13 protein-coding genes are annotated in these 24,802 nt (G+C 53.5%); 8 read left to right on the forward strand and 5 right to left on the reverse strand.

Annotated elements, in window-relative coordinates; translation table 11 throughout:
• Positions 1 to 125 precede the first annotated feature (125 nt).
• Complete coding sequence (locus tag CRP01_RS17285) at positions 126 to 1,346, forward strand: TlpA family protein disulfide reductase (RefSeq protein WP_099151328.1); 1,221 nt, start codon at positions 126 to 128, stop codon at positions 1,344 to 1,346.
• Between the two features lie 144 nt (positions 1,347 to 1,490).
• Here CRP01_RS17285 and CRP01_RS17290 read toward each other — a convergent pair whose 3' ends face one another.
• From CRP01_RS17290 to CRP01_RS17305, 4 genes are all read right to left on the reverse strand, one after another.
• Complete coding sequence (locus CRP01_RS17290) at positions 1,491 to 4,067, reverse strand: ABC transporter permease (protein WP_099151329.1); 2,577 nt, start codon at positions 4,065 to 4,067, stop codon at positions 1,491 to 1,493.
• A 178-nt stretch (positions 4,068 to 4,245) separates the two neighbouring features.
• Positions 4,246 to 6,849, reverse strand: coding sequence for an ABC transporter permease (locus tag CRP01_RS17295; protein ID WP_099151330.1), 2,604 nt, complete (start codon positions 6,847 to 6,849; stop codon positions 4,246 to 4,248).
• Complete coding sequence (locus CRP01_RS17300) at positions 6,849 to 7,175, reverse strand: PadR family transcriptional regulator (protein WP_099151331.1); 327 nt, start codon at positions 7,173 to 7,175, stop codon at positions 6,849 to 6,851. The genes CRP01_RS17295 and CRP01_RS17300 overlap by 1 nt, the downstream gene beginning before the upstream one ends.
• Before the next feature lie 276 nt (positions 7,176 to 7,451).
• Positions 7,452 to 9,617 (reverse strand): polysaccharide lyase family 8 super-sandwich domain-containing protein, encoded by a 2,166-nt coding sequence (locus CRP01_RS17305; RefSeq protein WP_099151332.1) that lies wholly within the window; start codon positions 9,615 to 9,617, stop codon positions 7,452 to 7,454.
• A gap of 208 nt (positions 9,618 to 9,825) precedes the next feature.
• On the opposite strand from CRP01_RS17305, the gene CRP01_RS17310 reads away from it, so the two are divergent.
• On the forward strand, positions 9,826 to 10,581 hold the full coding sequence (locus CRP01_RS17310) for an SDR family oxidoreductase (RefSeq protein WP_099151333.1): 756 nt from the start codon (positions 9,826 to 9,828) through the stop codon (positions 10,579 to 10,581).
• A gap of 13 nt (positions 10,582 to 10,594) precedes the next feature.
• Here the strand turns inward: CRP01_RS17310 and CRP01_RS17315 are convergent, their stop codons facing one another.
• Positions 10,595 to 12,430 (reverse strand): family 43 glycosylhydrolase, encoded by a 1,836-nt coding sequence (locus CRP01_RS17315; protein WP_099151334.1) that lies wholly within the window; start codon positions 12,428 to 12,430, stop codon positions 10,595 to 10,597.
• Positions 12,431 to 12,760: 330 nt separating this feature from the next.
• On the opposite strand from CRP01_RS17315, the gene CRP01_RS17320 reads away from it, so the two are divergent.
• The 6 genes from CRP01_RS17320 to kdgD all read left to right on the forward strand — a co-directional run bounded on the left by CRP01_RS17320 (position 12,761) and on the right by kdgD (position 24,642).
• Positions 12,761 to 15,943, forward strand: coding sequence for a SusC/RagA family TonB-linked outer membrane protein (locus CRP01_RS17320; protein WP_099151335.1), 3,183 nt, complete (start codon positions 12,761 to 12,763; stop codon positions 15,941 to 15,943).
• Positions 15,944 to 15,960: 17 nt separating this feature from the next.
• On the forward strand, positions 15,961 to 17,700 hold the full coding sequence (locus tag CRP01_RS17325) for a RagB/SusD family nutrient uptake outer membrane protein (protein WP_099151336.1): 1,740 nt from the start codon (positions 15,961 to 15,963) through the stop codon (positions 17,698 to 17,700).
• A gap of 210 nt (positions 17,701 to 17,910) precedes the next feature.
• Positions 17,911 to 20,307, forward strand: a complete 2,397-nt coding sequence (locus CRP01_RS17330) for an ABC transporter permease (RefSeq protein WP_099151337.1) — start codon at positions 17,911 to 17,913, stop codon at positions 20,305 to 20,307.
• A 473-nt stretch (positions 20,308 to 20,780) separates the two neighbouring features.
• Complete coding sequence (locus CRP01_RS17335) at positions 20,781 to 22,199, forward strand: GntP family permease (RefSeq protein WP_099151338.1); 1,419 nt, start codon at positions 20,781 to 20,783, stop codon at positions 22,197 to 22,199.
• A gap of 16 nt (positions 22,200 to 22,215) precedes the next feature.
• Entirely contained in the window at positions 22,216 to 23,520 is a 1,305-nt protein-coding gene (locus CRP01_RS17340; protein WP_099151339.1) for an enolase C-terminal domain-like protein, read from the forward strand.
• Between the two features lie 198 nt (positions 23,521 to 23,718).
• On the forward strand, positions 23,719 to 24,642 hold the full coding sequence (gene kdgD / locus CRP01_RS17345) for a 5-dehydro-4-deoxyglucarate dehydratase (protein WP_099151340.1): 924 nt from the start codon (positions 23,719 to 23,721) through the stop codon (positions 24,640 to 24,642).
• The last annotated feature ends 160 nt before the right edge of the window (positions 24,643 to 24,802 follow it).

Consider the following 24,802-nt stretch of genomic DNA (forward strand, 5'->3'; position numbering starts at 1 on the left):
CAAAGATCCGGGAAAGTTAATTCCCGCTGCATCGGGGATCTCTGCCGGTTTTGCTAACCTTCCGTCTGACCAGACGCCGGTCGATCCGGTTTGGAAAACCGGCCATTTATACGTAAATTATTAGAATGCGTATTCAAAACATTACCAACCTATTAATAGCAATAATATTCCTTTTCACCGTAAGTGTCAACCCACTGAATGCCCAGGCGGTGATCCGGGGCACCATCAGCTCGATGGAAGACTGGTCCGATGAGATCTACCTGCTGGCCATTACCGACTACGACCAGCTTTTTTCGGCTACCAGTAAGGGCATTATCGACACGGTCCGGGTGGATGCTGACGGCCATTTTGTGTTTAAACTGGATCAACTTCCCTGCACCGATTGCCTCTACCGGATCGACCTCCGGCCCCGGGGTGCACGTGGCCCTACCATCTACAATGGCTCCAGCCGGGAGAACTATGCCCTTTTCGAGCTGAAAAACGGCCAGGAGTTAGAACTGAGCGGTGATGCCGAGCAGTTTACCCGCAGCCTGCGCATCCAGGGCGGCCCGGACAACTGGCAATACCGGCCGATCCGGGAACTTCGGCAACCCGTTTATGAATTTACCGATTCGGTTTACGCCTTCTTTTCCAAACCCCATCAATTGAGCCGGCAGGCCATGGACTCCCTGCGGGAAAGCAATCTGCGGCGCATGGAGCAGCTATCCAGAGCGAATAACGAATTGCTGGCCGATTATATCGAGCGCTCTCCGAATATCTACAATAAGATCGTCGGACTATTCCATTATGATTACGACCGGAAGGCGGATAACGATCTGGCGCTGTATGAATCCGTGGCCGGGCAACTAAAGCGTGATTACGCCGCCCATCCTTATTATCAACAATTGCTCGATCAGATCTACCGCACCCGGTACGTGTTACCCGTTGGAAGTTTGGCGCCCGACCTGAAATTAACAACTCCGGATGGGGAGACCATCCCGCTGCACCAGGCCGGCACCAATCTGATCCTGATCGACTTCTGGGCCTCCTGGTGTAGCCCGTGCCGTCACGAAAACCGGGTGACCGTGAAACCTTTGTACGAGAAATTTAAAGAATACGGTTTTATGGTCTACAGCGTTTCCCTCGATGACGACTGGCAAAACTGGCGCCAGGCTATCGAACAGGATGGGATGAGCTGGATCAATGTTTCCGATCTCAAAGGCCAGGGATCGCCGGTGTATGGCACCTACAAGATTGAGGCGCTACCGACGACTTACCTTATCGACAAAGCGGATCTGCGGATTATTGGCAAAAATATCCGGGGGGAGGAGTTGCAGCAGTTTGTGGCGGAATATTATAAGTTTTGAGCGTTACGTTTTCGTACCGCCGGCTCCCAATTGTCCGATGGATGTTTGCCGACTGGAAGTCGGCATTACGATTGACAATGTTTGCCGACTGGAAGTCGGCATTGCGATCGATGAATGACTTGCCGACTGGAAGTCGGCATTACTTTACTCTTTCAAACACCTGACCGGATCAACCCGGGCGGCCCGCAGGGTCTGCAATCCTATCGTTAGCCAGGCAATAGTCATCACCAGAATGGCCGGTAGGAGGAAGTACCACCACTCCAGGTCAATGTGCAGATGGAATCGGTTTAGCCAGTTTGCCGCCAGCCAGTAACTGATCGGCAGGGCCACCACGATGGCCAGGGCTACCACTTTGGTAAAATCGCCGGTCAGTATCTTAATGACCCCAAAAACACTGGCTCCCAGCACCTTTCGGATCCCAATCTCTTTCCTCCGCCGGTCGGCCGCGAACATGGCGAGCCCCAATAAACCCAGACAGGAAATGATGATGGCCAGGGCCGCAAAATACCTGGATAATACAGCTACTCTTCGCTCCGAGATGTACAGTTGCTGGTAGTCTTCGTCCATAAATTTAAAATCAAAAACCAGTCCGGGATAGTAGGCTTCGTACACCGATCTGACCTGAGCGATCGTCTCTTGCTCAAGACCGGCCTGTATTTTCAACGATAACCTGGGGGCGTACTCCAGGGGCGCCAACAGTAATACGCAGGGCTTCACAGTCTCGTAAAATGACTCGAAGTGAAAATCCTCAACGACACCCACAATCTGTCTTTCATCGCCATTTACCAGGATGCGCTTATTCATCGGTTCTTTCAATCCCATTTGTCGAACGGCTTCTTCGTTCAGGATCACCTGATCAGGAGAACCGAATGATTCGGAGAATGGCTGTCCATCGACCATCTGAATATCCAAAGTTTCGAGCAGGCCGTACCCCAGCCAGAAGGTGGAAAAAAAAGTTTGGTTATCCGGAGACTTGCCTTCCCAATCGATCGCATTGGTACCGCCAAGTTGTTTTCCGGCCTTCAGGTTTCCTCCTCCCACGGAAGTTACACCGGGTATTCTTTTGAGATCGTCCGTAAAGGATGCGCCGGGCTGTTCCACGTCAAAATAAATTACGTGATCCCGGTTGTAGCCCAATTGGGTACCGGACTGGATAAAATCGATTTGCCGGTATACCACAATAACGGACACGATCAAAAGCGTGGAGATAGCGAACTGGAACAGGATCAACCCTTTTCGCACCCACAATTCGCCGACTGATGCCCGTACCCGACCCTTTAGCACCGCCACCGCCCGGTGACCGGACAGGAAAAAAGCAGGATAAGTCCCGGCCAGCAAACCGGTCAGTAAGGTAATGCCCAACAAACCCAACAGCAGGCCCGGAGCCAGTCCCAGTTGTAATGCTTTTCCGGTAAGTTTATTGAATTGGGGGATGAACAATACAATTAACAAAAGTGCTACCAGAAAAGATAAAAAGGCCACCAGCATCGATTCGCTCAGGTATTGCAGCACCAGTTGACCACGACCGGCACCTACCACTTTTTTAACGCCAACTTCTTTCACTTTGGTGGAAGCCTTTGCGGTCGAAAGGTTCATGAAGTTCACACAAGCTATTACCAAAATGAACAGCGCAATGATCAAGAACAGTCGGACATATTCGATCCGTCCACCCGCTACCTGACCGTTTTCGTAGCGGTTGTACAGGTATCGATCCGAATACCGCTGCAGACTTAAGGTGGCGTTGGAGTCTTCAATTTTAGAATCGAGAAATGCACTCACCTTGGAGCGAAGCGGATCGGCTGGGACATTTTCCTGTAGGCGCACGAAGGAGCGGGGACTACTATTAGCCCAATTCTCCTGCGGAAAATATTCCAGGTACCAGTCATAATTCAGAACGAGGTCGAACTGATCGGTAGCGGTGGCCGGCAAATCGGCAAAGACCCCAGAAACTACACAGGAGCCACTGATACTTTCCGTTTGCCAGTCCAGGGTTTTTCCCAGAGCATTCTCCGGATTTTGGAATAAATTGACGGCCAGCGCCTCCGAAATGACCACATGGTTCTTCTGGGTAAATAGTTCTTCCGAATTACCCTGCAATAGTGGATAAGGAAATACCCGAAAAAAATCCGGCGAAGCATACTGCCCGGCCGCTTTCAGTCGATTGTCCTCGACCGCAATAACTCCTTTCCCGACATTAAAAGTTGCAGGGATTACCGATACGGCAAACTGAATTTCGGGTATTTCATCCTCTAATGCGCCGGCCAGGGGACCGGGCGTAGCCTCAATGGTCTCCCGGCCCGTGGGGCTATCCACCGTTTGTAGTACCTGATAGATCTGCTCGTCGTGCTCCAGAAATTTATCGATCCGAATCTCATCGTACACCCAGAGGCATATCAGAAATACACAGGCCAGGCCGGTAGACAAACCCGTTAGATTGATAAAAAAACTGCTTTTATGGCGCATAAAACCGCGCCAGCTGATCAGTAGGTTGTGTCGCAACATTGCTCCTTGAAGATTTGGATTACGGTTAAATGACCTGATGAAATCCGGCCGAAAATGCCACAGCACCTGCCGGACAAAATACCAGTTCGCCCGCCGGGGAGCCCGTTCGTATTCCTGTTCGAATAATTCGATCAGGTCGCCCTCGATCTCCTCGAGATAATCCTCGCGGCAAAACCAGCGCAGGAAACGAAGTGCATTTTTAGGTGGTTGTTTGGCCATGGTTGATATTGTATTGCCGACTTCCAGTCGGCATGCATCGTACCGCCGACTTCCAGTCGGCGTGCATCGTACCACCGACTGGAAGTCGGTGTGTGCCGTACCATCGACTGGAAGTTGGTGTATGCCGCACCACCGACTGGAAGTCGGTGTGTGCCGTATCGCCGACTGGAAGTCGGCGTTACTGCAGGGATTCGACCGGGTTGGCCCGTGCCGCCCGCAGACTTTGCAGACCAACGGTAAGCAGAGAAATAATCAGCGCCGGCAGCGCCACCAACAGAAATACCCACCACTTGATCTCGATGCGGTACGCAAAACCATCCAGCCAACGCTGCATGGCCAACCACGCGATCGGAACGGCGAGCAGCAGGGCGATCGCTACCAGTCGGAGGAAATCTTTGGACAGCAGCTCCACCAGCTTCAGGGCGGAAGCTCCCAGCACCTTGCGGATACCGATCTCCCGGGTCCGTTGCACGATCTGGAAGGATACCAGTCCGAAAAGCCCCATACAGGCAATAAAGAGAGCCAGGAAAGTAAAGATCGAAAAGGCCTGCCCCAGTCGTTTTTCCGACGCGTAGAGCTGATCGTAGGATGCATCGAGGAAGCGGTACTCGAAGGGCGTTCGGGGAGCCGCCCGTTCGAATACTCCCAGGACGAAAGCCAGGGTATGTTGCAGATCATCCGTATTGAGTTTTACCGCCAGATTGCCGAAGCGCGTCGGTTGGTTCTGCGGATGCCGGAATTTGAGGAAAAGCGGTTCGATCTTCAGATCCATGGGCTGAAAGTGAAAATCCTCCACTACCCCGATCACCTGACCGTCGCGAAAGGACTTTCCGATAGCGGTCTCCGGGGTCCAGCCGATGGCTTGTACTGCCGATTCGTTCAGCAAATAACTCTGGGTCGAATCCGTTGGGAAAGCCGTCGAAAAGTTGCGCCCGGCGGCCAGCGGAATCTCGTACAGATCCAGGAATTCCTCATCCACAAAGTAGCGGTAGCAGTACAGGTTTTGAGTTTTATCGTTGCCTTCCCATTGATCCACGATCCCCTGGTTGCCGGTATTGAGGATCAGGTTATTGGAGACACTTACTTTCTGGATACCCGGATGCGCCAGCAACTCACTGCGGATACTGCTCATTTTGCGATCCACCTGTTCGCTAAAGAAAGGCACATAAGCGATCTGATCCCGGTTGTAGCCCAGTTTTTTGTGCTGAATGTACTGCAGCTGCTGGTAGACCACCACACTGCTGACCGCCAGCACAACCGCCGCCGTAAACTGTCCGACGATCAGTACGTTGCGCAGCGAAATACCCTGCCGGAAACTTCCCGCCAGTTTCCGCTGGAACGCCTGTACCGGCGATAAAGCCGACAGGACCAGCGAGGGATACAATCCGGAAAGGCCACCGATGAGAATGGCCGTCAAAAGCAGTCCGGTCAGCAACCAGCCGCTACCGACGACATCGAAAGGAATGGATTGGTCCAGCAGATGATTAAAACCCGGCAACAGGAGGTACGCCAGTCCCACAGCCAGTACGAAACTAAACAACGTAAGCATAAACGACTCTCCGAGTAACTGACCGACCAGTTGTTGCCGTTCAGCCCCCATCACTTTGCGAACGCCCACTTCCTTCACCCGTCTTACCGATCTGGCCGTGGCGAGATTCATATAATTGATCGACGCCAACAGCAGTATGATCAGTCCGATCGCGCCCAGCAGATAAACGTAACGAATATCTCCGTTCACCCCCATTTCCATGTTGATACGGGAACGCAGGTGAATATCCAGCAGCGGTTGCAGAAAGAATTCGGCCCGAAAAGGCAGGTTTTTGTACGCGGCCTCCACCTCATCGTCAAATAGGGCCATCCGCTTTTCCAGTTCCCGGTGATCAGCACCTTCGGCCAGCCGCAGGTAGGTGCGATAATTGTTGCTGGACCACCGACCGACGTCTGACTCGAAATAGTAAATATTCCCGATGGGAAGGATGGCATCGTAGGCAAAATGCTGGTTCCCGGGCGGATCCGCAAAAACACCCCGCACGGTCAGCGGACGTTCGTCGTTGAGTTTGAGCGTCTGTCCGAGCGGATCGGCGGAACCAAAGTGTTTTTCGGCCAGCGACCGGCTCAGCAGGATAGTTTCCGGATCGGAAAGCGCTTCGGGCCCCTGACCCTGCAGGATCGGGATCGTGAAGATGTCGAATGCCTTATCATCCGCATACAGTAGCTGGGAGGAAAGATATTCGTCTTCCCGGTACAATAGCCCCTGCTCTACCGTTAAGGTTGCGGCCGCTTCCACCTCCGGAAAGTTCGCCTGAAGGGCGGGTGCAAGCGGTTCGGGAGTGACGGCAAATTCATCCGTGCCGCGAAAGACATTTCCCTCCTGCCGCTGGGCCACGCGGTAGATCCGGTCGGCGTTTTCGTGCTGCCAGTCGTAACTCTGTTCGTACTGGAGATAAAGCGCGATCAGGATGAAGCAACTCAGACCGATGGTGAGCCCCGAAAGGTTGATCAGGGTATACATGCGTTGCCGGAGCAGGTTTCTCCAGGCTATTTTTAAATAATGTCGGTACATGCTGGTATAGATTAGCGGGTGATTGGAAAGCGAACGAATGAAATCCGGGCGAAAATGCAGCAGTACCTGCCAGGTAAATTTCCAGCCGGACCAGCGGGGAGCATCGGCGTATTGCTGCTCGAAGACCTCGATCAGATCGCCTTCGATCTCTTCGAGGTAGTCTTCCCGGCAGAACCAGCGCAGGAATCGCAGGGCGGTTTTGGGTGGTTGGGGTGTCATTAGCCGAAAGTGATTTTGGGGATCTTCTGGTACATACTGGTGCGGAGCTCGTACTGGCGGTCCAGGGCACGTTTGCCCATAAAGGTGATCACGTAGTACTTTTTGCGCCGCCCTCCCCTATCGTTGGTGATACCTCCGAAACGGGATTCCACCAATCCTTTTTCCTTCATGCGCTTCAGGGCGACGTGTACGGCGCTGATGTTGATCTTTTTATCCAGATGCTCTTCCAGGGCATCTTTGATGGATACCCCGTAGGCCTCATCGTGCTGGGCGGCAACGGTGAGCAGAACTAATTCTTCAAATTCTCCCAGAGAGGGTGGTTTCATGGCTTCGTTATTTACTTAACAATTATAAAAGTAATGGTTATATTCACATTTGTCAAGTAAATGCCCGATTATTATTTTCACTTTTGTTAAGCAAATGGATTGAATACGGGGTAAATAGGAGCTAATTGGACTGGAAAGGATGGAATAAATCAGTTGTTTTACAGGGCTGCCGAAAGGAAGTAAAGCCCCGAAATGCCAGCCCTGACGGTAATATTAATCTCCCAACCGGCCCATATTCTCGCGGTTCTACCGATCGGGAGACTAAGGTAGGTACGATCAGAACCGCAGCGTCACACTTTTGCCGGCGTATACGTCCTGCGGCAATTCAACAATAAACAGGGTTTCATTATTTGTCTTATCCGGATAAGTCACAAAGTGATCCCCTTTACTTTCGTAGATACCCGATACCCGGAGCATGATCCGCCCTAATTTCCGGGAAGGATCGGCCAGACTCAGTTCCGTAATGCGATCGCCGTCCAGTTTGGCCATCGCCATGCCCTGACTGTCCATACTGATCTCCAGGCCTTCGCTCAGTTGTACCGATCCGGCCTGATAAAAAGCCAGTTGCGCCAGCTTGAGTTTATTGCTCTTTACGGCCTGCACCGTTGCGGAATTCGCCAGGATCTCGATCCCGCGCTGATCCCGGCTGGTACGGGCCAGTTCTTCCTCGCTTACATCCGGCACTACGATATACTGGTAGCCGGCATTATTCGGTCGCTCCCCGTGATCGAACCAAAGGGTAAATACCTCCTCGCTGACGAGCTCTTCCGAAATGTTCTTCTGATCGGTGATATCGGACCAGCGACCCGTTTCCGTCTGATTGGACAGGTTGATATCTACCGGCTCCGGAAACAGATAGCCGACGCGATCCTGGTAGGCCCACTCGAGATCTTTCAGTTCGTGGTCCCCTCTCGCCAGTGTTTGTACCCGCCCATCCTGCTGGACCCGCACATCACTCCGCATCATGACCTGATTGATGGTGGTAGCCACCGGCAGGCGTTTCCGGGAATTAATATCCGTGCCCAGGCAGACGTATTCGTCGTCAAAGAAAAACCAGGCTTTTTTCGCCGTGATACCGTCGTGCGGACTGCGGAAATCAAAAGCGACCGCCCCGTAGAGCTCATCCGTTACCGCGCCGACGAAGTCGGTCAGGCCGTCGAGTTGAATGATATCGATCCCGTGCAGTTCCGGTTTTTGCAGGATGGTCGTCCCGGAAATGCGCTGCCAGTCGTACACCGGCCAGATATCGTGGTATTCGTCGCCTTTGAGCATGAGGTAATTGGTCCCGTCCGCGCGGTGGTGCGTGGTTTTACCGGGGCCGTTGTAGGGTTCTTCCATATTCCGGTTGCGCGTGGAATACATCCGGACGGTGGTGTAAAAATTGGGCCGCTGAAAGACGAAATGCTCCGTTTGCCAGAAAAACTTGGCAAAAGAGCGACTGGGTTCGATCTCTCCTTTCCGCAGTTTCAGGACCTCTTCCAGTTCCTCCTTCCGGTAATCGGTCCCGGCCAGCAGGCGTTCGATCTCCACCAGTCCCTTGGGTTGAAAAGTTGATCTATTGGAGATGGAACGGTTCTTCACACTGATGTCTTCGTAGATGCCGTAAACCAGCTGTTTACAGATGCCGTCGAGATAATAATCTACCAGCTGATTGATCTTCTCCCGGGAAAAAGCGTATCGGGTGCCCGCCACGTAATAGGACCATTCACCGAAAGCATTGGCGTATTTTCCGTAACCGTAGGAAGTAGTATTGTTCACCCGGTCCACCCGGTGGTGAAAGCTGTAATCGTGCTGGATCCCCCGGCTGCCCGTGCTGAACTTCAGCTCCCCTTCAATGATCCGGATCACCTCGTCGAAGGCTTCCTTTTGGGCGGTGAACAACAGGTTTTTAGCCAGGATGCCCGCAATTACGATCCGGTCTCCGCTGGGTCGCGCACCGGAAGCATTCATATGGGCCCGTCCAATCATGGGCTGGGCTTTTTCAACCAGATCTTTCGGAAGTTCGTCGCCGATCACCAGCATCAGATTGACCAGGTTGGTGGGGGTACTGATCTGGTTGTTGTGCCAGTTGTCGCCGAAAAAGTCATTATCAACCCAGTATTTGAGCAACAGGATGATCTGCTCTTTCAGCTCGGCACTGCGGTAGTAGGCGGAGGAATTCGTTTTGTAGGCTTTTGCCAGATAAACCAGATCGGAAGTATGCCGCCGGTGGGGGAAACCCGCCCGCCGGCTCAAGTCCGAATAATCGATACCGGCAAAACTGCCGTCTTCCTGAACGTTGGTAAGAATTTCGGCGACCCGCTCGTCGTCTATAGTCGTATTCATGACTTCGGCCACTACTCTATCTTTGATGATGGCAAAGTCATCCGCCTGGGCCGGCAGGGAGGCATTAAAGATCAAAAGAAAAAATAACGGGAGGATGGATCTAATGGTTGGTTTCATCGTTTTGTTTTGTTGTATTTCGTTTCGTTTTCACCTCTCAGACGAAAAAAGCTCCCCATTGCCATGGCCGATGCTCTGTAATTTGAACGACAGGCCGTTCTAAAACTGCCTACAGGTTGGTATAAGCCTGAAGCAGCTATTAACAATACGCAGATCTTTTGCCCCGGATAGCCGTAAACTTTTACTATACCATCGGGGTTTTGGCAGTATGAAAACACCAATTGTCATTATTACCGGTGCCGGGCAGGGGATTGGTCGCGCCACCGCCAAGTATCTGGCCGGACGGAATTACCGGGTCGCCCTGCTGGAGAAAGACCGGGAAGCCGGCGAAGAAGCACTGGCCTTAGCCCGGGAACTGGGAGAAGCCCTATTCATTCCCACCGATGTATCGGACGAAAGATCGGTCAAACAGGCCATCAATACGGTCCTGGCGGAATGGGGCGCTATCCATTACCTATTGAATAATGCTGGTTTCTCCATCAATAAGCCCCTCGAAGAGCTAAGCCTGGAAGAATGGAATCAGGTAATCGGCACCAACCTGACCGGGGCTTTTCTCTGCGCAAAATACGCCGCTCCCCATCTGCGCAAGGCTAAAGGCGCGATCGTCAATCTGGCTTCCACCCGCAGACTGATGTCCGAACCCGGCACGGAAGCCTATTCCGCATCCAAAGGCGGTATTTTCGCATTGACCCACGCGCTGGCGATCAGTCTGGGCCCGGACGTGCGGGTAAACAGCATCAGTCCCGGTTGGATCGATGTGACGCCCTGGCAAAAACAAAGCGAACGCGAGCCCGCAAATCTACGGCCGGTCGACCACGAACAGCATCCCGTCGGGCGGGTCGGCACGCCCGAGGATATTGCCGCTCTGGTCGAATACCTTTTTTCGGATAAAAGCGGCTTCATTACCGGTCAGGACTTTGTGGTCGACGGCGGTATGACGCGAAAAATGATCTACGAGCACTAGAGCCGGCACACAACTATTCCGTAAACAGGACGGCGCTGCGTTCCGATATGCCGTTCTCGCTGAAGGCTTCCACCCGGTAATAGTATCCCTGATCGGTGTTCAGGGCACGTAATTCGTAGTTCGGTTTATCGTACATCAGCGCGGAGAGATTCAACTGATCCTCCCGGATACCCCAGTAGATCACGTAGCCCGTTGCGCCCGGAACCGGATCCCAGCTCAGGTCGGTATTGCGACGATCCTCCTGCCGTTGGGCCGTAAAATTAGCCGGTGTGGCCGGAGCCGCCTCTCGGCCCTGACCAAAGACCCGGAATTCGGAAATAGACAGGAATTTATTGGTACAGTAGATGTGGTCATAACGAATGTAGCGGGCCGCCACCGACTCCTCCAGTTCCAGATAAGCGTGCGGCATATCCCGGGTATTGTCCGAATAGTCGACGATCGTCTCCCAGTTTTCTCCGTCGGTGGAAGCGCGGATCAGGAACTGCTGCCGCAGGGTATCCGGCCGACCGAAGATCTCACTCCGGTAGTCCTGAAAGTTGATCTGTAAAGCCCGGACGTCCATAACCTTTTCCAGGTCGACTTCCACGTAGATGGAGTCGTTGTTCGCTTCCGAAACCCAGTAAGAACGGATCTCTTCATCGTTGATCTTTTCCACTTCAAATCCCCGGATCTGTTCCTGCATATAACCCTCCTCACTTTCATCCACCACATTGATCTCCTGATCTACCAGACTCGAATTGGTGCGTACCGGTTTGTCGTAAGACAGCAGCATCCAGCCGGTAAAGCGCTCTTTATGGTCTTCCACTTCGGTATCCGGCAGGTAGTGCGGATAGTCGCCGTAGGCCGTATTGACGTACATCTGGCCGTTATCTTCAAAACCGGCCGGGTACATGCCGATACGCCGTTCAAACTTGAAGTTGACCGAGATCGCCATGGTCGCGTAGTGCCAGTAATTGCCGTTATTATCCCGCACCGTACTGCCGTGGCCCGATCCTTTCAGGAATCCTCCGGGCTTATAGGAGATCGGGTTGTAGGGAGCGTATTCGAACGGACCAAGCGGATGTTTGGCGGTATAGACCCCATCGGCATAGACGTTCCATTGCGTACCCGGGGCACCGTATTCCAGGTAGTAGGTATCTCCGTGCTTCATCATCCAGGGCCCTTCGATAAATGGGCCGATGTCCGAACGGTGATCCTGCCCGAACCTTTCCCAGCCGTGATGCTCGGGGTCCAGATTGAACAGATCGGTCTGCTCCCCTACCGGAACGTAGTAGTTCTCCGCATCCAGCTCAATCCCGTGGATGGGCCATTTGTTGGAAGATTCTTCGTAGAGGTACACCTTCCCGTCGTCATCGACAAACAGGTTGGGGTCCTGCACGCCGTTCGGCATATTGATCACCGCAAAATTTGTGGTCCAGTCCCCTACTTCCGGATTATCCGTTTCGATCACCGCGCCGCGGCCGGAAGGATCTCCCAGGACGATCACCTTACCGTCGCGGACAGCCGCCGCCGGCGCGTTGCAACCATTGAAATACCAGCTTTGGGGCCGGATAAAGGTCCAGTTACTCATATCGTCCGACGCCCAGTATCCGTGGGAGCGGGTGACAAACATGTAAAAACGACCGTTGAAATTCACGATCGCCGGGTCGGCACCGGATCGATAGGAAACATTGTTCTCGGCCCGGTAATGGGACATATAGGTGTAATCAATGTCTAGCGGATTACAATACGTCCGGTAATTCTTTGACTTTTCCTGCGGAGCAGCGGTATCCCCCGCGGGTGCGCCCACCGGTGTACAGGCAGCGAATAAAACCCCGGTGAGCAATGGAAGGTAAGATGATGCTTTCATGATTGGAAGATAGAGAATTTCGGTATTTCCACCCTGTTGCGGTTGATTTTTTCTCACCCTGCTTTGGTTCTCCGCTCCGTCTGCACACTCTCGGGTATTATGGAGGCAGACCAGTAGATATTCGGGAGCGTCAGGCAACTGCAGCGATCAATCTTCTCCTTTCCTCCCATTTCATAAATATTAGGAATTAAGCACGATTTTTTCAAAAATATTTACAATAGCTATTAATTACAAAATATAATTCGTCAATTTTTCATCATTAGTAATTTTAATATTGAATAACATATAATTATTTTTTTACATTAGGTGTCAACTAAATTGAACACCATTATGGAAAAAACTAGATTGTGTAAGACCCTCTTACTAACTACATGGCTGTGTCTCCTCTTTGCGGGGAGCACCGTCGCCCAGGTTTCCGGTGTCGTGACGGACAAGGAAACCGGAGAACCGCTGATTGGCGCTTCCGTGCTGGTCAAGGGTACTTCCAAAGGAACGATCACGTCCTTTGACGGTACTTATACTTTAGACGCCACCTCGGACGAAGTGCTCCTCTTTTCCTACACCGGTTACTCCGCACTGGAAGAGCCGGTCAGTGGCCGGACCACGGTCGATGTCTCGCTCGATCCGGGACAATTGCTGGACGAGATCGTCGTCACGGGATATACCGCCCAGAGTAAGCGGGATATTACCGGAGCGGTGACAACCGTCGACAGTGAAGAACTCCTGGCCGTGCCGGCCACCACCTTCTCCCAGCAACTCCAGGGGCGGGCATCGGGCGTCAGCATTGTGAACGATGCGACACCGGGTGGAGAAGCCACCGTTCGTATCCGGGGTTTCGGTACGATTGGTAACAACAACCCGCTATACATCATTGACGGGGTACCTTCCACCAACCAGTCGACCTTAAACCCGAACGACATTGAAACTTTACAGGTACTCAAAGATGCCTCAGCGGCTTCCATCTACGGATCGCGGGCGGCAAACGGGGTGATCATCATTACCACCAAACAGGGTAAACTCGGCCGGCCCAAGATCTCGTACAGTACTTACTACGGGCTGCAATCGGCTACCAATGACGTCGAGTCGCTCAACGCCCGGGAACTGGGAGAATACCTCTACCTGGCCGATCTTTACGCCGGCAAAACCCCGGCACACGGTCAGTATACCTTCGGCTCGGACGGTTCCGTGACCATTCCGCGCTACGTATTCCCGAGCGGCGCCAATTCGGTGGATGAAAGTCTGTATTCTCTGACTCCGGACAACATCTACGCCATCACCGAATCGGCCGACACCTACTGGTGGGGAGAAGTAACGCAGGACAACGCTCCGATCGTCAACCATCAGCTTTCCGCCAGCGGCGCCACCGAAAGCGCCCGATATGCCCTCAGCCTTAACTATTTCAGCCAGGAAGCCATTACGCGTTTTGTAAGTTACGACCGGGTATCCCTCCGGGCCAACACTGAATTTACGGTAGCCAACCGCCTGAAGGTCGGAGAGAATTTCACCTTCGCCCTCGGCAACCGCAAAGGCGGCTTCGGCAACAACCAGGAACAAAATGCCGTATCCGGCTCGTACAAACACCACCCGCTTCTGCCGATCTACGACATAGCCGGCAACTTCGCCGGTAGCCGGGGCGCCAACCTGGGGAACAACTTCAACCCCTACGCCAGCCTGTTCCGCGATCAGGACGATCGTACCTGGAACCTGCGCGGATTCGGTAACGTATACGCCGACCTGGAGATCATTGATAACCTTTCCGTACGTTCCAGTTTCGGGATCGATCTGAATACTTCCCGGAGAAGGGATATCGGACGGCCCCAGCCGGAATACGTGGAGGGTAACTTCATCAACAGCTCCAGCGCTACCAATAACTACAGCTACCAGTGGGTATGGTCCAATACCCTGAATTACAGTCATACGTTCAACGACGTCCACCAGTTAAATGCCAACATCGGGGTGGAAGCTATTGAGCAATTCGGAGAATTTTTCAGTGCCGGTCGCCAGCGGTTTGCGTTCCAGACAACGGACGTCATCAGCTATCTCGATCTGGGGGATGCGTCTACCTCTTCCAACGGCGGCAACGTTTTTACGGATTACGCCCTGTTCTCCCAGTTCGGTCAGTTCAACTACAGCTATAACGACCGTTACCTGGCCCAGTTCACCGTCCGGAACGATGCCTCGTCCCGTTTCCGGCAGGCGTCCAACAGTGCCATATTCCCGGCCTTCAGTCTGGGTTGGCGGCTCACGGAGGAGCCCTTCTTCCAGAATGCCTTCCCATTTATCAGTGATTTCAAACTCCGCTACGGATGGGGCCAGACGGGTAACCAGGACATCGGTGATTACAATGCCTATACGACCTACCTCTCCAATATCTACGCCGCGGGTTATCCCATTACCGGAGCCGGTAGTAATATCGGTTTCAGCGATGCTTCTTTCGGTAACCCGAACGCCAAGTGGGAGACCACCACCTCGAACAACCTCGGCTTCGATGCCCGCATGTTCAACGACAAACTGGAACTGGAACTCGACCTCTGGAACCGGATCACCACCGATATGCTGCTCCAGGTGCCGATCACCTTTACGGCGGGTGACGGTAGCTCGCCGGCAATCAACGTAGGACAGGTGACCAACCGGGGACTGGACCTGGCGCTCACCTATTCCGATAACCTCGGCGATTTCCGCTACAGCGTTACGGGTAACTTCTCCACCTATCGCAACAATATCGACGCCCTAAATACGGAAGAATCCCGGATCTTCGGCTACAGCTCCCGGGTGCCGTCCATGACCGTTACCCAGGTGGGTTATCCCATTTCTTCATTCTACGGTTTTAACGTACTGGGTATCTTCCAGTCCCAGGCCGAGGTGGAAACCTGGCCGGAATACGGAGATTACAACGCGCCCGGAAAATTCCGGATCGAGGATGTCAACGGAGACGGTCAGATCAACGATGAAGACCGGACTGTGATCGGCAATCCGCACCCGGACTATACCTACGGTCTCAACCTGAACATCGGCTACAAAAACTTCGAACTGACCCTGTTCGGCAACGGATCCCAGGGTAATGATGTCTTCAACTACGTCCGTTTCTTTGCCGACTTCAACTCCTTCCAGGGGAACCGTTCGCGGAGAGCATTATACGAAGCCTGGCAGCCCTCCAACCCGAGCGCACCGAGATCCCAGTGGGTAGCCGCCAATCCCAACGCGACTACGCCCATCATGGATGCGAACGATCAGATCAGTAGCCGGGTATCTACCTATCTGCTGGAAGACGGCAGTTATTTCCGTCTGAAGAACGTGCAACTCACCTACAACCTGCCCGCTACCCTGGCCCAGCGATGGGGATTAGGCGGTGGACAGATCTACGTACAGGGACAGAATATGCTGACGATCACCAATTATTCGGGCCTGAACCCCGAGATCCAGACCGGAGCGGATACCACCCTCGGATTCGACGGTGGCTATATGCCGGTTTCCCGCACGATCATTTTTGGTTTGAATGTTAGTTTACAATAAAAAATAAAATTTTGATCATGAGATCTATCAAAATAATATTTACGCTGGCGGTATTCATGGGGGCGCTATCCTGCAGCGATGACTTTTTAACCAAAGCTCCCCAGGCGCAGTTCAGTACGGTGGCGCTGGAAACACCGGAAGGGGTAGAAGGTATTCTGCTGGGAGCCTACGCCATGGTGGACGGTACCGGGCTTAACGGTCAGGCACCCTGGGAAAATGACATCCACAACTGGGTGTTCGGCGGTATTGCTTCCGACAATGCGCTGAAGGGAACGGATGCCGGTGACCAGCCCGAGCAGTCCTTTATCGAGGCCTACGACTTCAACTCCTTCAATAACCACATCCGCAACAAGTGGAGAGGTTTGTACAAGGGTGTGGCCCGTACCAACGATGCCATCAACAGTGCAGAAGCGGTGGAAGCGCTCGGAGAAGACCGCAGAAGGCAGATCATTGCCGAGGCGCGGTTCCTGCGTGGACTGTTCCATTTTGAAGCACAAAAAATGTGGAAGTTCCCGGTTTACATCGACAATACCGTGTACGACATCAACAATGTAGAAAGTACGAAGATCCCGAATGACGGTAAGATCTGGGATCAGATCGAAGCGGATTTCGAGGCCGCCGCGGCGGTCCTTCCGGAAACCCAGTCTGAGGTCGGCCGGCCCACCAGCTACGCCGCCAAAGCGTTCCTGGCGAAAGCCAAGATGTACCAGGGCTGGGATGAAAACGGCAATGCCAACCTCAGCAAACTGCAGGAAGCCAAACCGCTGCTGGAAGACATCATCAATTCCAACAAATACAGTCTGGTCTCTAAATTTTCGGACAACTTCCTGGTGCGCACCAATAACAACGCCGAGTCCATCTGGGAAGTCCAGTTTACGGTCAGTAGCGCTACGGGAGACAATGCCAACCAGGGCGTTGGTCTGGCACACCCATACATCGCCCCCTGGGGTTGCTGCGGGTTCTACCAGGCGTCCCAAAACCTGGTCAATGCCTTTAAGACCGATGCCAACGGTCTCCCGCTGCCGGATTCCTACAACGACGAGAACGTGACCTGGGAAACCGAATATACCGGACCGCTGGATCCCCGCCTCGACCACACCGTCGGCCGGCCGGGTATCCTCTACAAAAATTTCCAGATCCACGGTACGGATTTTATTCGTGACCTGTCTTACGCCGGGCCTTATTCTTCCATGAAGCACGTAGCCGAGCCCGAAGTTTTCGGCATCAACGGCTGGGGGAACCTCTCCGCCAATGGCTACCGCATCATGCGCTACGGCATGGTCCTGCTCTGGCTGGCCGAGGTAGAAGTGGAATTGGGCAACCTGGACCGTGCCCAGGAGCTGGTCAATTTGATCCGCGCCCGGGCCGCCAATGCGGAAGACTTTGTGCCGAAAGCAACCCAGGGTGCCGACAGCCGCCAGAGTTTCACCGTGCTCTCCGAGCCGGCCGCCAATTACACCATCAGCGAGTATACCGCTCCCTGGACGGATCAGGATATGGCCCGCAAAGCGGTACGTTTCGAAAGCCGTCTGGAATTCGCCATGGAAGGCCATCGCTTCTTTGATCTGCAGCGCTGGGGCATTCAGGCGGAAGTACTCAACGACTATCTGCAGAGTGAATCCAGATATCGGGTTTATCTCCAGGGTAAAACTTTCGTAGAAGGCAAGAATGAATTCTATCCGATCCCGACCGAAGCGATCGACCGCTCGTACATCGACGGTCAGCCTACTTTGACGCAGGATCCATCCTATAACTAAGAAAATGAGCAATTGGGAAGTTCGGAGCACCAAACTCCGAACTTCCTGACGCTCACTGCTGAGTTCAAGATCACTACACACCAAATCATCTTCCCGCTGCATCTATGATTTTTATGAAGCTCCCGGTTCCGGTATGCCTGAACAGTATATAGGATCGGAAAGCCTGCCGGTAGTGCCTACTACTCCACCCACTTTATAAAAATCACCGACATGACTGTAAGACACCAGATCCTGATCCTGTTTCGTCAACTCCGGCGCTTCAGGGTCCAGTACCTCATTAGTTTTTCCGGGCTGTTCCTGGCCACTACTACCTTCTTACTTTTACTGCACTTCATCACTTACCATTATTCCTTTGACCGTTTTCACCAACACGCCGATGAGATCGTGCGGCTGAACACCATCATCGACCTGCCGAACCAACAAAACCGTTACGCCGCTACCGCTTTCCAGGTGGGGCCGGAAATAGCCGAACGGGTTCCCGGGATCAGGGAGGTGGCGCGAATGCGGGCCATGCCCGCTGCGGTACAGCACGGAGAACAGCGCTTTGACGAAGGACTGCTCACCTTTGTCGACTCCAGCTTCCTGGACGTATTTTCCTTCGAAGTACTGGCCGGAAACCGGGAAAATCCACTCGATGCTCCCGGTAGCATCGTACTGCGGAAAACCCTGGCCGACAAATACTTTCCAAACGAGAACCCAATTGGAAAAACGCTGCAGGTAACGCTGGGCGACCGGCAGGAAGCCGTCGAGATCAGCGCCGTGGTGGCCGATCCTCCTCCCAATTCCAGTATCAATTTTCAGATGTTGCTCAATATGCGACAGATTGAAAATGCCTTCCGGCCGGGATACGCCTCGCTGATGCCGGGTCTGTTTACTTTTTTTCGGCTGCAGCCGGGGCAACGACCGGAACAGATCGCTGCCGGTTTGGAGAGTTTTGTCGGGGAAAACCTGCCCGAAGAGTTGCAGCGGGTCATGTCATTTAATGCCCTGCCGCTCCGGGAACTGTATTTTGAGAATGGCTACCAGTTCGACGTTGCGATCAAAGGAAACCAGACCACCTTGATCAGCTTGCTGGCCCTGGCGATCATCACGCTGCTGATGGCGATGATCAATTACGTGAACATTACTACCGCACTGGGTCTGAAACGCTCCCGCGAAGTAGCGGTCCGCAAGATCATGGGATCTTCCGCCCTGCAGATCGCTACTAATCAATATTTTGATTCCCTGATCGTTATCGCCCTTACCCTGCTGCCCGCTGCCGGATTGAGCAAAATGCTGCTGCCCCAACTGGGCACCTGGCTGGATCTGGAGATCACCGCCGGCCCGATGAATCAGCTACTCTTCTGGCCGGGTTTGCTGTTGTTTGCGGTGGTGCTGGCGGCAGTAGCCGCGGTCTATCCCGCGCTGGTGCTTGCACGCTTGCCCATCCTCGAAGTGCTCAAAAGGAACCGGCCGTTTTTCCACCTGCAATTCGATCTGAAAAAGATCATGCTGGGCTTTCAGTTTGCCGTAGCGGTCTTTTTCCTCAGTTCGGCCTGGATCGTTTACAATCAGTTGCAGTTCCTGCGGGAAAAAGATCCCGGGTTCAATAAAGAACAGATCCTGTTGGTGGATGTAGCCGGTCCGGAGCTCCAGGATCGTATACCGGCCCTGAAACAAAGTCTGCAGACCGTATCCGGAGTAAAGGCGTTGTCGGCCTCCACATCCGGCATTTACGGTGTGCATACGCAGGCCAATTTTTCCGTTCCGACCGACAGCAGCGAACAAGGCTTTCTCATGGACATCAACTTCGTCGATCCCGATTTTCTGGACACCTATCAGGTGGACCTGATCGCGGGCCGCAATTTTTCGGAAGACATCCATTCGGATATCCGTAACGCATTCATCCTCAACGAAACCGCAGCCAAACGCCTGGGGATGGAGGACGCAAATTCGGCCCTGGACCTGCGATTACAGCGCATCAGCCGGGATACCCTGGAGGCTCCCGTGATCGGCGTGGTAGCCGATTACCACTTTCAATCCATGCACCAGACCATCGCCCCGATGGTGTGGCAGATCGTGCCCAGTGCACCGAAAAACGTACTGGCTATTCGCATGCAGGGAGATATGGCGGGCATCATCAGTGGCCTGGAGCAGCAATGGGCACAAAGCAGCGCCGGCGAAACCTTCGATTTCACCTTCCTGGACGAAGCCATGGACAATGCCTACCGTTCGGAACAACAAATGGGCTGGTTTATTCGGATGATCACCGCCGTGCTGCTGTTCATCTCCTGTTCGGGTTTATACGGCATGATGCTTTTCCTGGTGGAACAGAAAACGTTGGAGATCGGCATCCGCAAAACCTTCGGTGCCGGCAATTTTCAGATCCAGTCTCTGCTGTACCGCCAATATCTGGCGCTCACCCTTTTCGGTATCGTCCTGGGCGGTAGCGCCGCCTACTGGATCTGCAGTAAATGGCTGGAGAATTTTGCCTACCATATTCCGCTGCAAGCGGTCCCCATCCTGATCGCCGGACTTGCCTGCCTCCTGCTGGGCTGGCTTTCCATCGCCCTACTGGGCTTCCGGGCCGGGCAGCTGAATCCGGTGGAAGTGATGCGGGAAAGTTGAGAAAATGTGTTGAAGTGTTGAAGGGTGAATGTGTGAATGTTCGGTCTGTTTGGTTGAAAATCAGCTTTTTGCTATTCGATGAATGGGGGTGTGTTGGTTTCTGGGTTTGATGGGCTTATAAAAGAGTCATTTATCTGAAAATCAGATCATTATTATTTGATAAATTTTGGTTACACACCGTTTAACGAACACTTTTGCCGGCTGTGTAATTTTGATAATCGGCAAAAAGATTCCGAGAGACCAGCTGCTAAACGAACCCATTAATCCTGAAGTAACAGGAAGGACGTCAAATCAGTCATTTGCGATCCAGTACCCGATGACTAACCTTAACACATTTCCACTTCAACACCTCAACACACCTTAACACAAAAATCACAGTGTAAGGAATTCCCCAAGAAATACGTCCTACTGGGTGCAAGCTCTAAACACCGGCGACCTACCCGGTTGCCGGGTCAACCGCCTAAACACCCAATATGAACCCTTTTGTCCTGCTCTTGATCGGTCTGATTATCGTGTTAGGGGGGATCCTGGTTGCCAAATGGCATCCCATCCTGGCCTTGCTGCTGGGTGCCGTTGTTATTGGCGCGCTGACCAGTGATGCCCAGTTGCAGGCTTACGCACTTTCCAAGAATTTTTCGCCCGAGCAGGTGCAGGATCTGTTAGACCAGAGCCTGGGGAAAAGAATTGCGGCAGCCTTCGGGAATACCTGCGAAAAGATCGGTCTGCTGATCGCCCTGGCTTCCATCATTGGGAAATGCCTGTTGGACAGCGGTGGAGCCGAACGCATCGTTCGCAGTATGCTCGGGGTATTTGGAGAGAAACGGGCGCCTTTTGCCTTTATGGTCAGCAGTTTTGCGCTGGCCATTCCCATATTTTTCGATACTGTTTTTTACCTGATGATCCCACTGGCCCGGGCCATGGGCATCCGTAAAGCCAAGGCCTTTCCCGTGTTTATTATGGCTATCGTGGCGGGGGCAGCCATGGCGCACTCCCTGGTGCCTCCAACTCCGGGACCGCTTTTTGCCGCCAGCGCGCTGGGTGTGGGTATTGGCATCATGATGATCATCGGATCCATCGTGGGCATTTTTGCATCGGGTGCCGGTCTGGCCTACGCCTTTTGGATCAATCGTCGGCAGGATATCCCCTTGCGCAATACTTCCGCTACTTCGGTAGAAACGCTGAAAAACTGGCTGGAAAAGGACAATAAACAATTGCCTTCCCCCTTTCTCGCCCATTTGCCCATTGTATTGCCTCTGCTCCTGATCGCCGGTAATACGATTACCCAAAATCTGGAGTTGCCCATCCCTGCGGGTGTGCGGGAGGTCTTCCGTGCGGTTGGTGACCCGGTAATCGCCCTGCTGATATCGACCCTGGCCGCACTCTATCTGCTTTCCCGGCAATTCAATTTCCAGCTGAAAGCCCTGAAACAGCCCATGGAAGCTGCCGTAAGCAGTGCGGGTATCATCATCCTAATCACTGCCATGGGTGGCGCCTTCGGGGCCATGCTGCAGCAAACTTCCATCGGCAACCTGCTGATCGAACTGTCGCCGGATTATCAGATCCTGGCCTTACCCATGGCCTGGTTCATCGCAGCATTGATCCGCACGGCTCAGGGTTCCGCCACGGTGGCGATCATCACCGCCGTGGGTATGCTGACGGCTTTCGGGGCGGAGGGAGTGCTCAATTACCATCCCGTTTACCTGGCGGTGGCCATCGGTTGCGGTTCCAAACTATTTCCCTGGATGAACGACAGCGGTTTCTGGATCGTCGGCCGGATGAGCGGTTTCACGGAAGGCGAAACGTTCCGGAATTTCTCTTTTCTGATGACGGTCATGGCCGTAGCCGGACTCATCGTCACGATGATCCTGGCCAGCCTGTTTCCCCTTATTTAAAAACACCTTTACTTGCATGAAAATAAAAGACCTTAGGATTCATTCCATTGCTATTGCCGACCCTCCCTTGCGGAGTTCGTACGGCTTACACGCGCCCTACGCCCTACGCACCATCATCGAACTGGAAAGCGAAGACGGTATTATCGGCATCAACGAAACCTACGGAGGCGAAGTACCCGCCGCCGCCCTGCGCGCTATCCGCGATCAGGTCATCGGAGCGGACGCATTCCGCCTCACGGGTACGCTCAACCCGGAAATGAAATTTAAACCGGCGGGCATCGAACGCTCCCAAACCTTCCTGGTGCCGGGAGAAAACCCGCTCGACGAAAGTTCCCGCACCTACGCGGCCATTGAAGTGGCCTGCCTGGACCTGATCGGTAAAAGCCTGGGCGTACCGGTCTGCGACCTGATCGGCGGCCGGGTACGCGACCGGGTCCCTTTTTCGGCTTATCCTTTTTACAAACACGCCGGGGGTGGCGGTGAGGGCGACGATCTCCGGGACGACGAATACGGTGAGGCCCTTAGCCCGGAAACGCTGGTGCAGCAGGTGAAGCAAATGATCGACACCTACGGTTTCGGCTCCATTAAATTCAAAGCCGGCGTGCTGGATCCCGAGCAGGAAATTGCCACGGTGCAACAGATGTACCAGGAATTCGGCCCGGATGTTCCCCTGCGGATCGACCCCAACTCCGCCTGGTCGGTAGATACTTCCGTACAGGTCGGCAAAGCCCTGGCCAAAGAACTTTCCGGTGGCGGCTATCTGGAAGATCCAACCGCCGGCATCGACGGCATGTCGGCCGTACGCCGACAGTTACTGGACGCAGGCATCGATGTGCCGTTGGCAACCAATGTGGCCGTTACTTCCTTCGGTCATATACCCGAATCGGTGGAAAAGGATGCCGTTCAGATCATTTTGTGTGACCACCATTACTGGGGCGGCATGCGGCAGGTACAGCATCTGGCCAAGCTGGCGGAGACCTTTAATATCGGCCTGTCCATGCACTCCAACAGTCACCTGGGGGTATCGCTGATGGCTATGGCCCACGTAGCCGCCGCCACCCCGCATCTGACTTACGCCTGTGATACGCATTATCCCTGGCAGTCGGCAAAAGATGAGGTGGTACTCGGCGGCCGCGTACCGATTGAGGGTGGCTGTGTCGTGATCCCCGACCGGGGCGGTTTGGGCGTCGAACTGGACTACGACCAGCTGGAGCGCGGCAAAGAACGCTACCGCACTATCCCCTACCGTAAACGGGACGACGAAGCGGAAATGCAAAAACATATCGATCCGAACTGGAAACGGGTATTGCCGCGGTGGTAATTGAATGTAAAATTGCAATGGCAATAGCAATAGCAATAGCAAGTTCAATGCCCCAAGATCATTCAGTAAGTTAAATATTCGAGTACAAAGCGGCCTTTGGCTCGCTATTGTAATTGACATTGCCATTGAATTTGCCATTTTTACAGATCATGACGCGTCCCAAATTCCTAAACATCACAAATTCTTAATTCGCAAATTATGCCACTACCTATATCCCAAATAAGAGCTGCCCTGGAAGACGGGTTGTTATCCTTCCCGGTAACCGACATGGATCATCAGGGGCGATTCCGGGCCGACACCTACGCCGATCGTATTGAATGGTTCGTCAGTCAGGGCGTTTCGGCCGTATTTGTTGCCGGCGGTACCGGTGAATTCTTTTCGCTGTCCGCCGAAGAGTATACGCAGGTGGTTCAGACCGCTACGCAGACCGTCGCGGGAAAAGTGCCGGTAATCTCCAGCGCCGGACGAAGTATTCCGGAAGCGATCGCCTTTGCCAAAATCGCGGAAAAAGCGGGGATCGATGCTTTGCTGTTGATGCCGCCTTATCTGACGGATGCCCCCCAGTCGGGTATTTTCCAGTACGCCCGGACCATTCTGGAAAACACCAGTTTGCCCGTCATTTATTACAATCGTTCGAACGGGGTTTTATCGGCGGATTATATCCGGCAACTGGCCGATGCCTGTCCCAACCTGATCGGCATCAAGGACGGCACGAGCAATATGCAGGAGTTGAATATGATCATCAGAACGGTTGGGGATCGTTTGTCCTATATCGGCGGTGCACCCACGGCGGAGATCATTTCCGAGGCTTATCTCTCCATTGGGGTCAATACCTATTCATCGGCAGTTTTTAATTTTGTGCCGGAATTGGCCAATCTTTTCTACGCCAGTATGCGAGCCGGAGATACCGCCACGGTGACCAGTATTCTACAAACGTTTTTCATTCCATTCATTCAGTTGAGAAGCCGCAATAAAGGTTACGCGGTCAGCCTGATCAAAGCCGGCGCCCGGATCATCGGCAAAGAAGCGGGTGACGTGCGGGCACCACTGGTGATGCCGACCGCTGCGGAAGTCAGCGAACTGGAACGGATCATTCAGAACGGTTTGCAGCTACTCCAATAGTAAAAGGTGGTATTTACTGGACAAAATGGTGAGGAGCTCTTGGGGTCACCCACTCCCCCCCTTTCCAAGTCACCTTGTCTCCTGATCACCCCCTCCGCCCATATTGAAAAAAGGTCCGGTATTTTGTCCATAAGCCTTCGGCCCTACCCCACTGTCGCGG

It is taken from the genome of Flavilitoribacter nigricans DSM 23189 = NBRC 102662, assembly GCF_002646595.1.
Classification (GTDB): domain Bacteria; phylum Bacteroidota; class Bacteroidia; order Chitinophagales; family Saprospiraceae; genus Flavilitoribacter; species Flavilitoribacter nigricans.

Coding starts and splice junctions, on each gene's coding strand:
- CRP01_RS17310 (WP_099151333.1), top strand. CDS start 9,826: ATGAAAACACCAATTGTCATTATTACCGGTGCCGGGCAGGGGATTGGT.
- CRP01_RS17295 (WP_099151330.1), bottom strand. CDS start 6,849: ATGACACCCCAACCACCCAAAACCGCCCTGCGATTCCTGCGCTGGTTC.
- CRP01_RS17320 (WP_099151335.1), top strand. CDS start 12,761: ATGGAAAAAACTAGATTGTGTAAGACCCTCTTACTAACTACATGGCTG.
- CRP01_RS17290 (WP_099151329.1), bottom strand. CDS start 4,067: ATGGCCAAACAACCACCTAAAAATGCACTTCGTTTCCTGCGCTGGTTT.
- CRP01_RS17335 (WP_099151338.1), top strand. CDS start 20,781: ATGAACCCTTTTGTCCTGCTCTTGATCGGTCTGATTATCGTGTTAGGG.
- CRP01_RS17330 (WP_099151337.1), top strand. CDS start 17,911: ATGACTGTAAGACACCAGATCCTGATCCTGTTTCGTCAACTCCGGCGC.
- CRP01_RS17315 (WP_099151334.1), bottom strand. CDS start 12,430: ATGAAAGCATCATCTTACCTTCCATTGCTCACCGGGGTTTTATTCGCT.
- CRP01_RS17325 (WP_099151336.1), top strand. CDS start 15,961: ATGAGATCTATCAAAATAATATTTACGCTGGCGGTATTCATGGGGGCG.
- CRP01_RS17305 (WP_099151332.1), bottom strand. CDS start 9,617: ATGAAACCAACCATTAGATCCATCCTCCCGTTATTTTTTCTTTTGATC.
- CRP01_RS17285 (WP_099151328.1), top strand. CDS start 126: ATGCGTATTCAAAACATTACCAACCTATTAATAGCAATAATATTCCTT.
- CRP01_RS17300 (WP_099151331.1), bottom strand. CDS start 7,175: ATGAAACCACCCTCTCTGGGAGAATTTGAAGAATTAGTTCTGCTCACC.
- kdgD (WP_099151340.1), top strand. CDS start 23,719: ATGCCACTACCTATATCCCAAATAAGAGCTGCCCTGGAAGACGGGTTG.
- CRP01_RS17340 (WP_099151339.1), top strand. CDS start 22,216: ATGAAAATAAAAGACCTTAGGATTCATTCCATTGCTATTGCCGACCCT.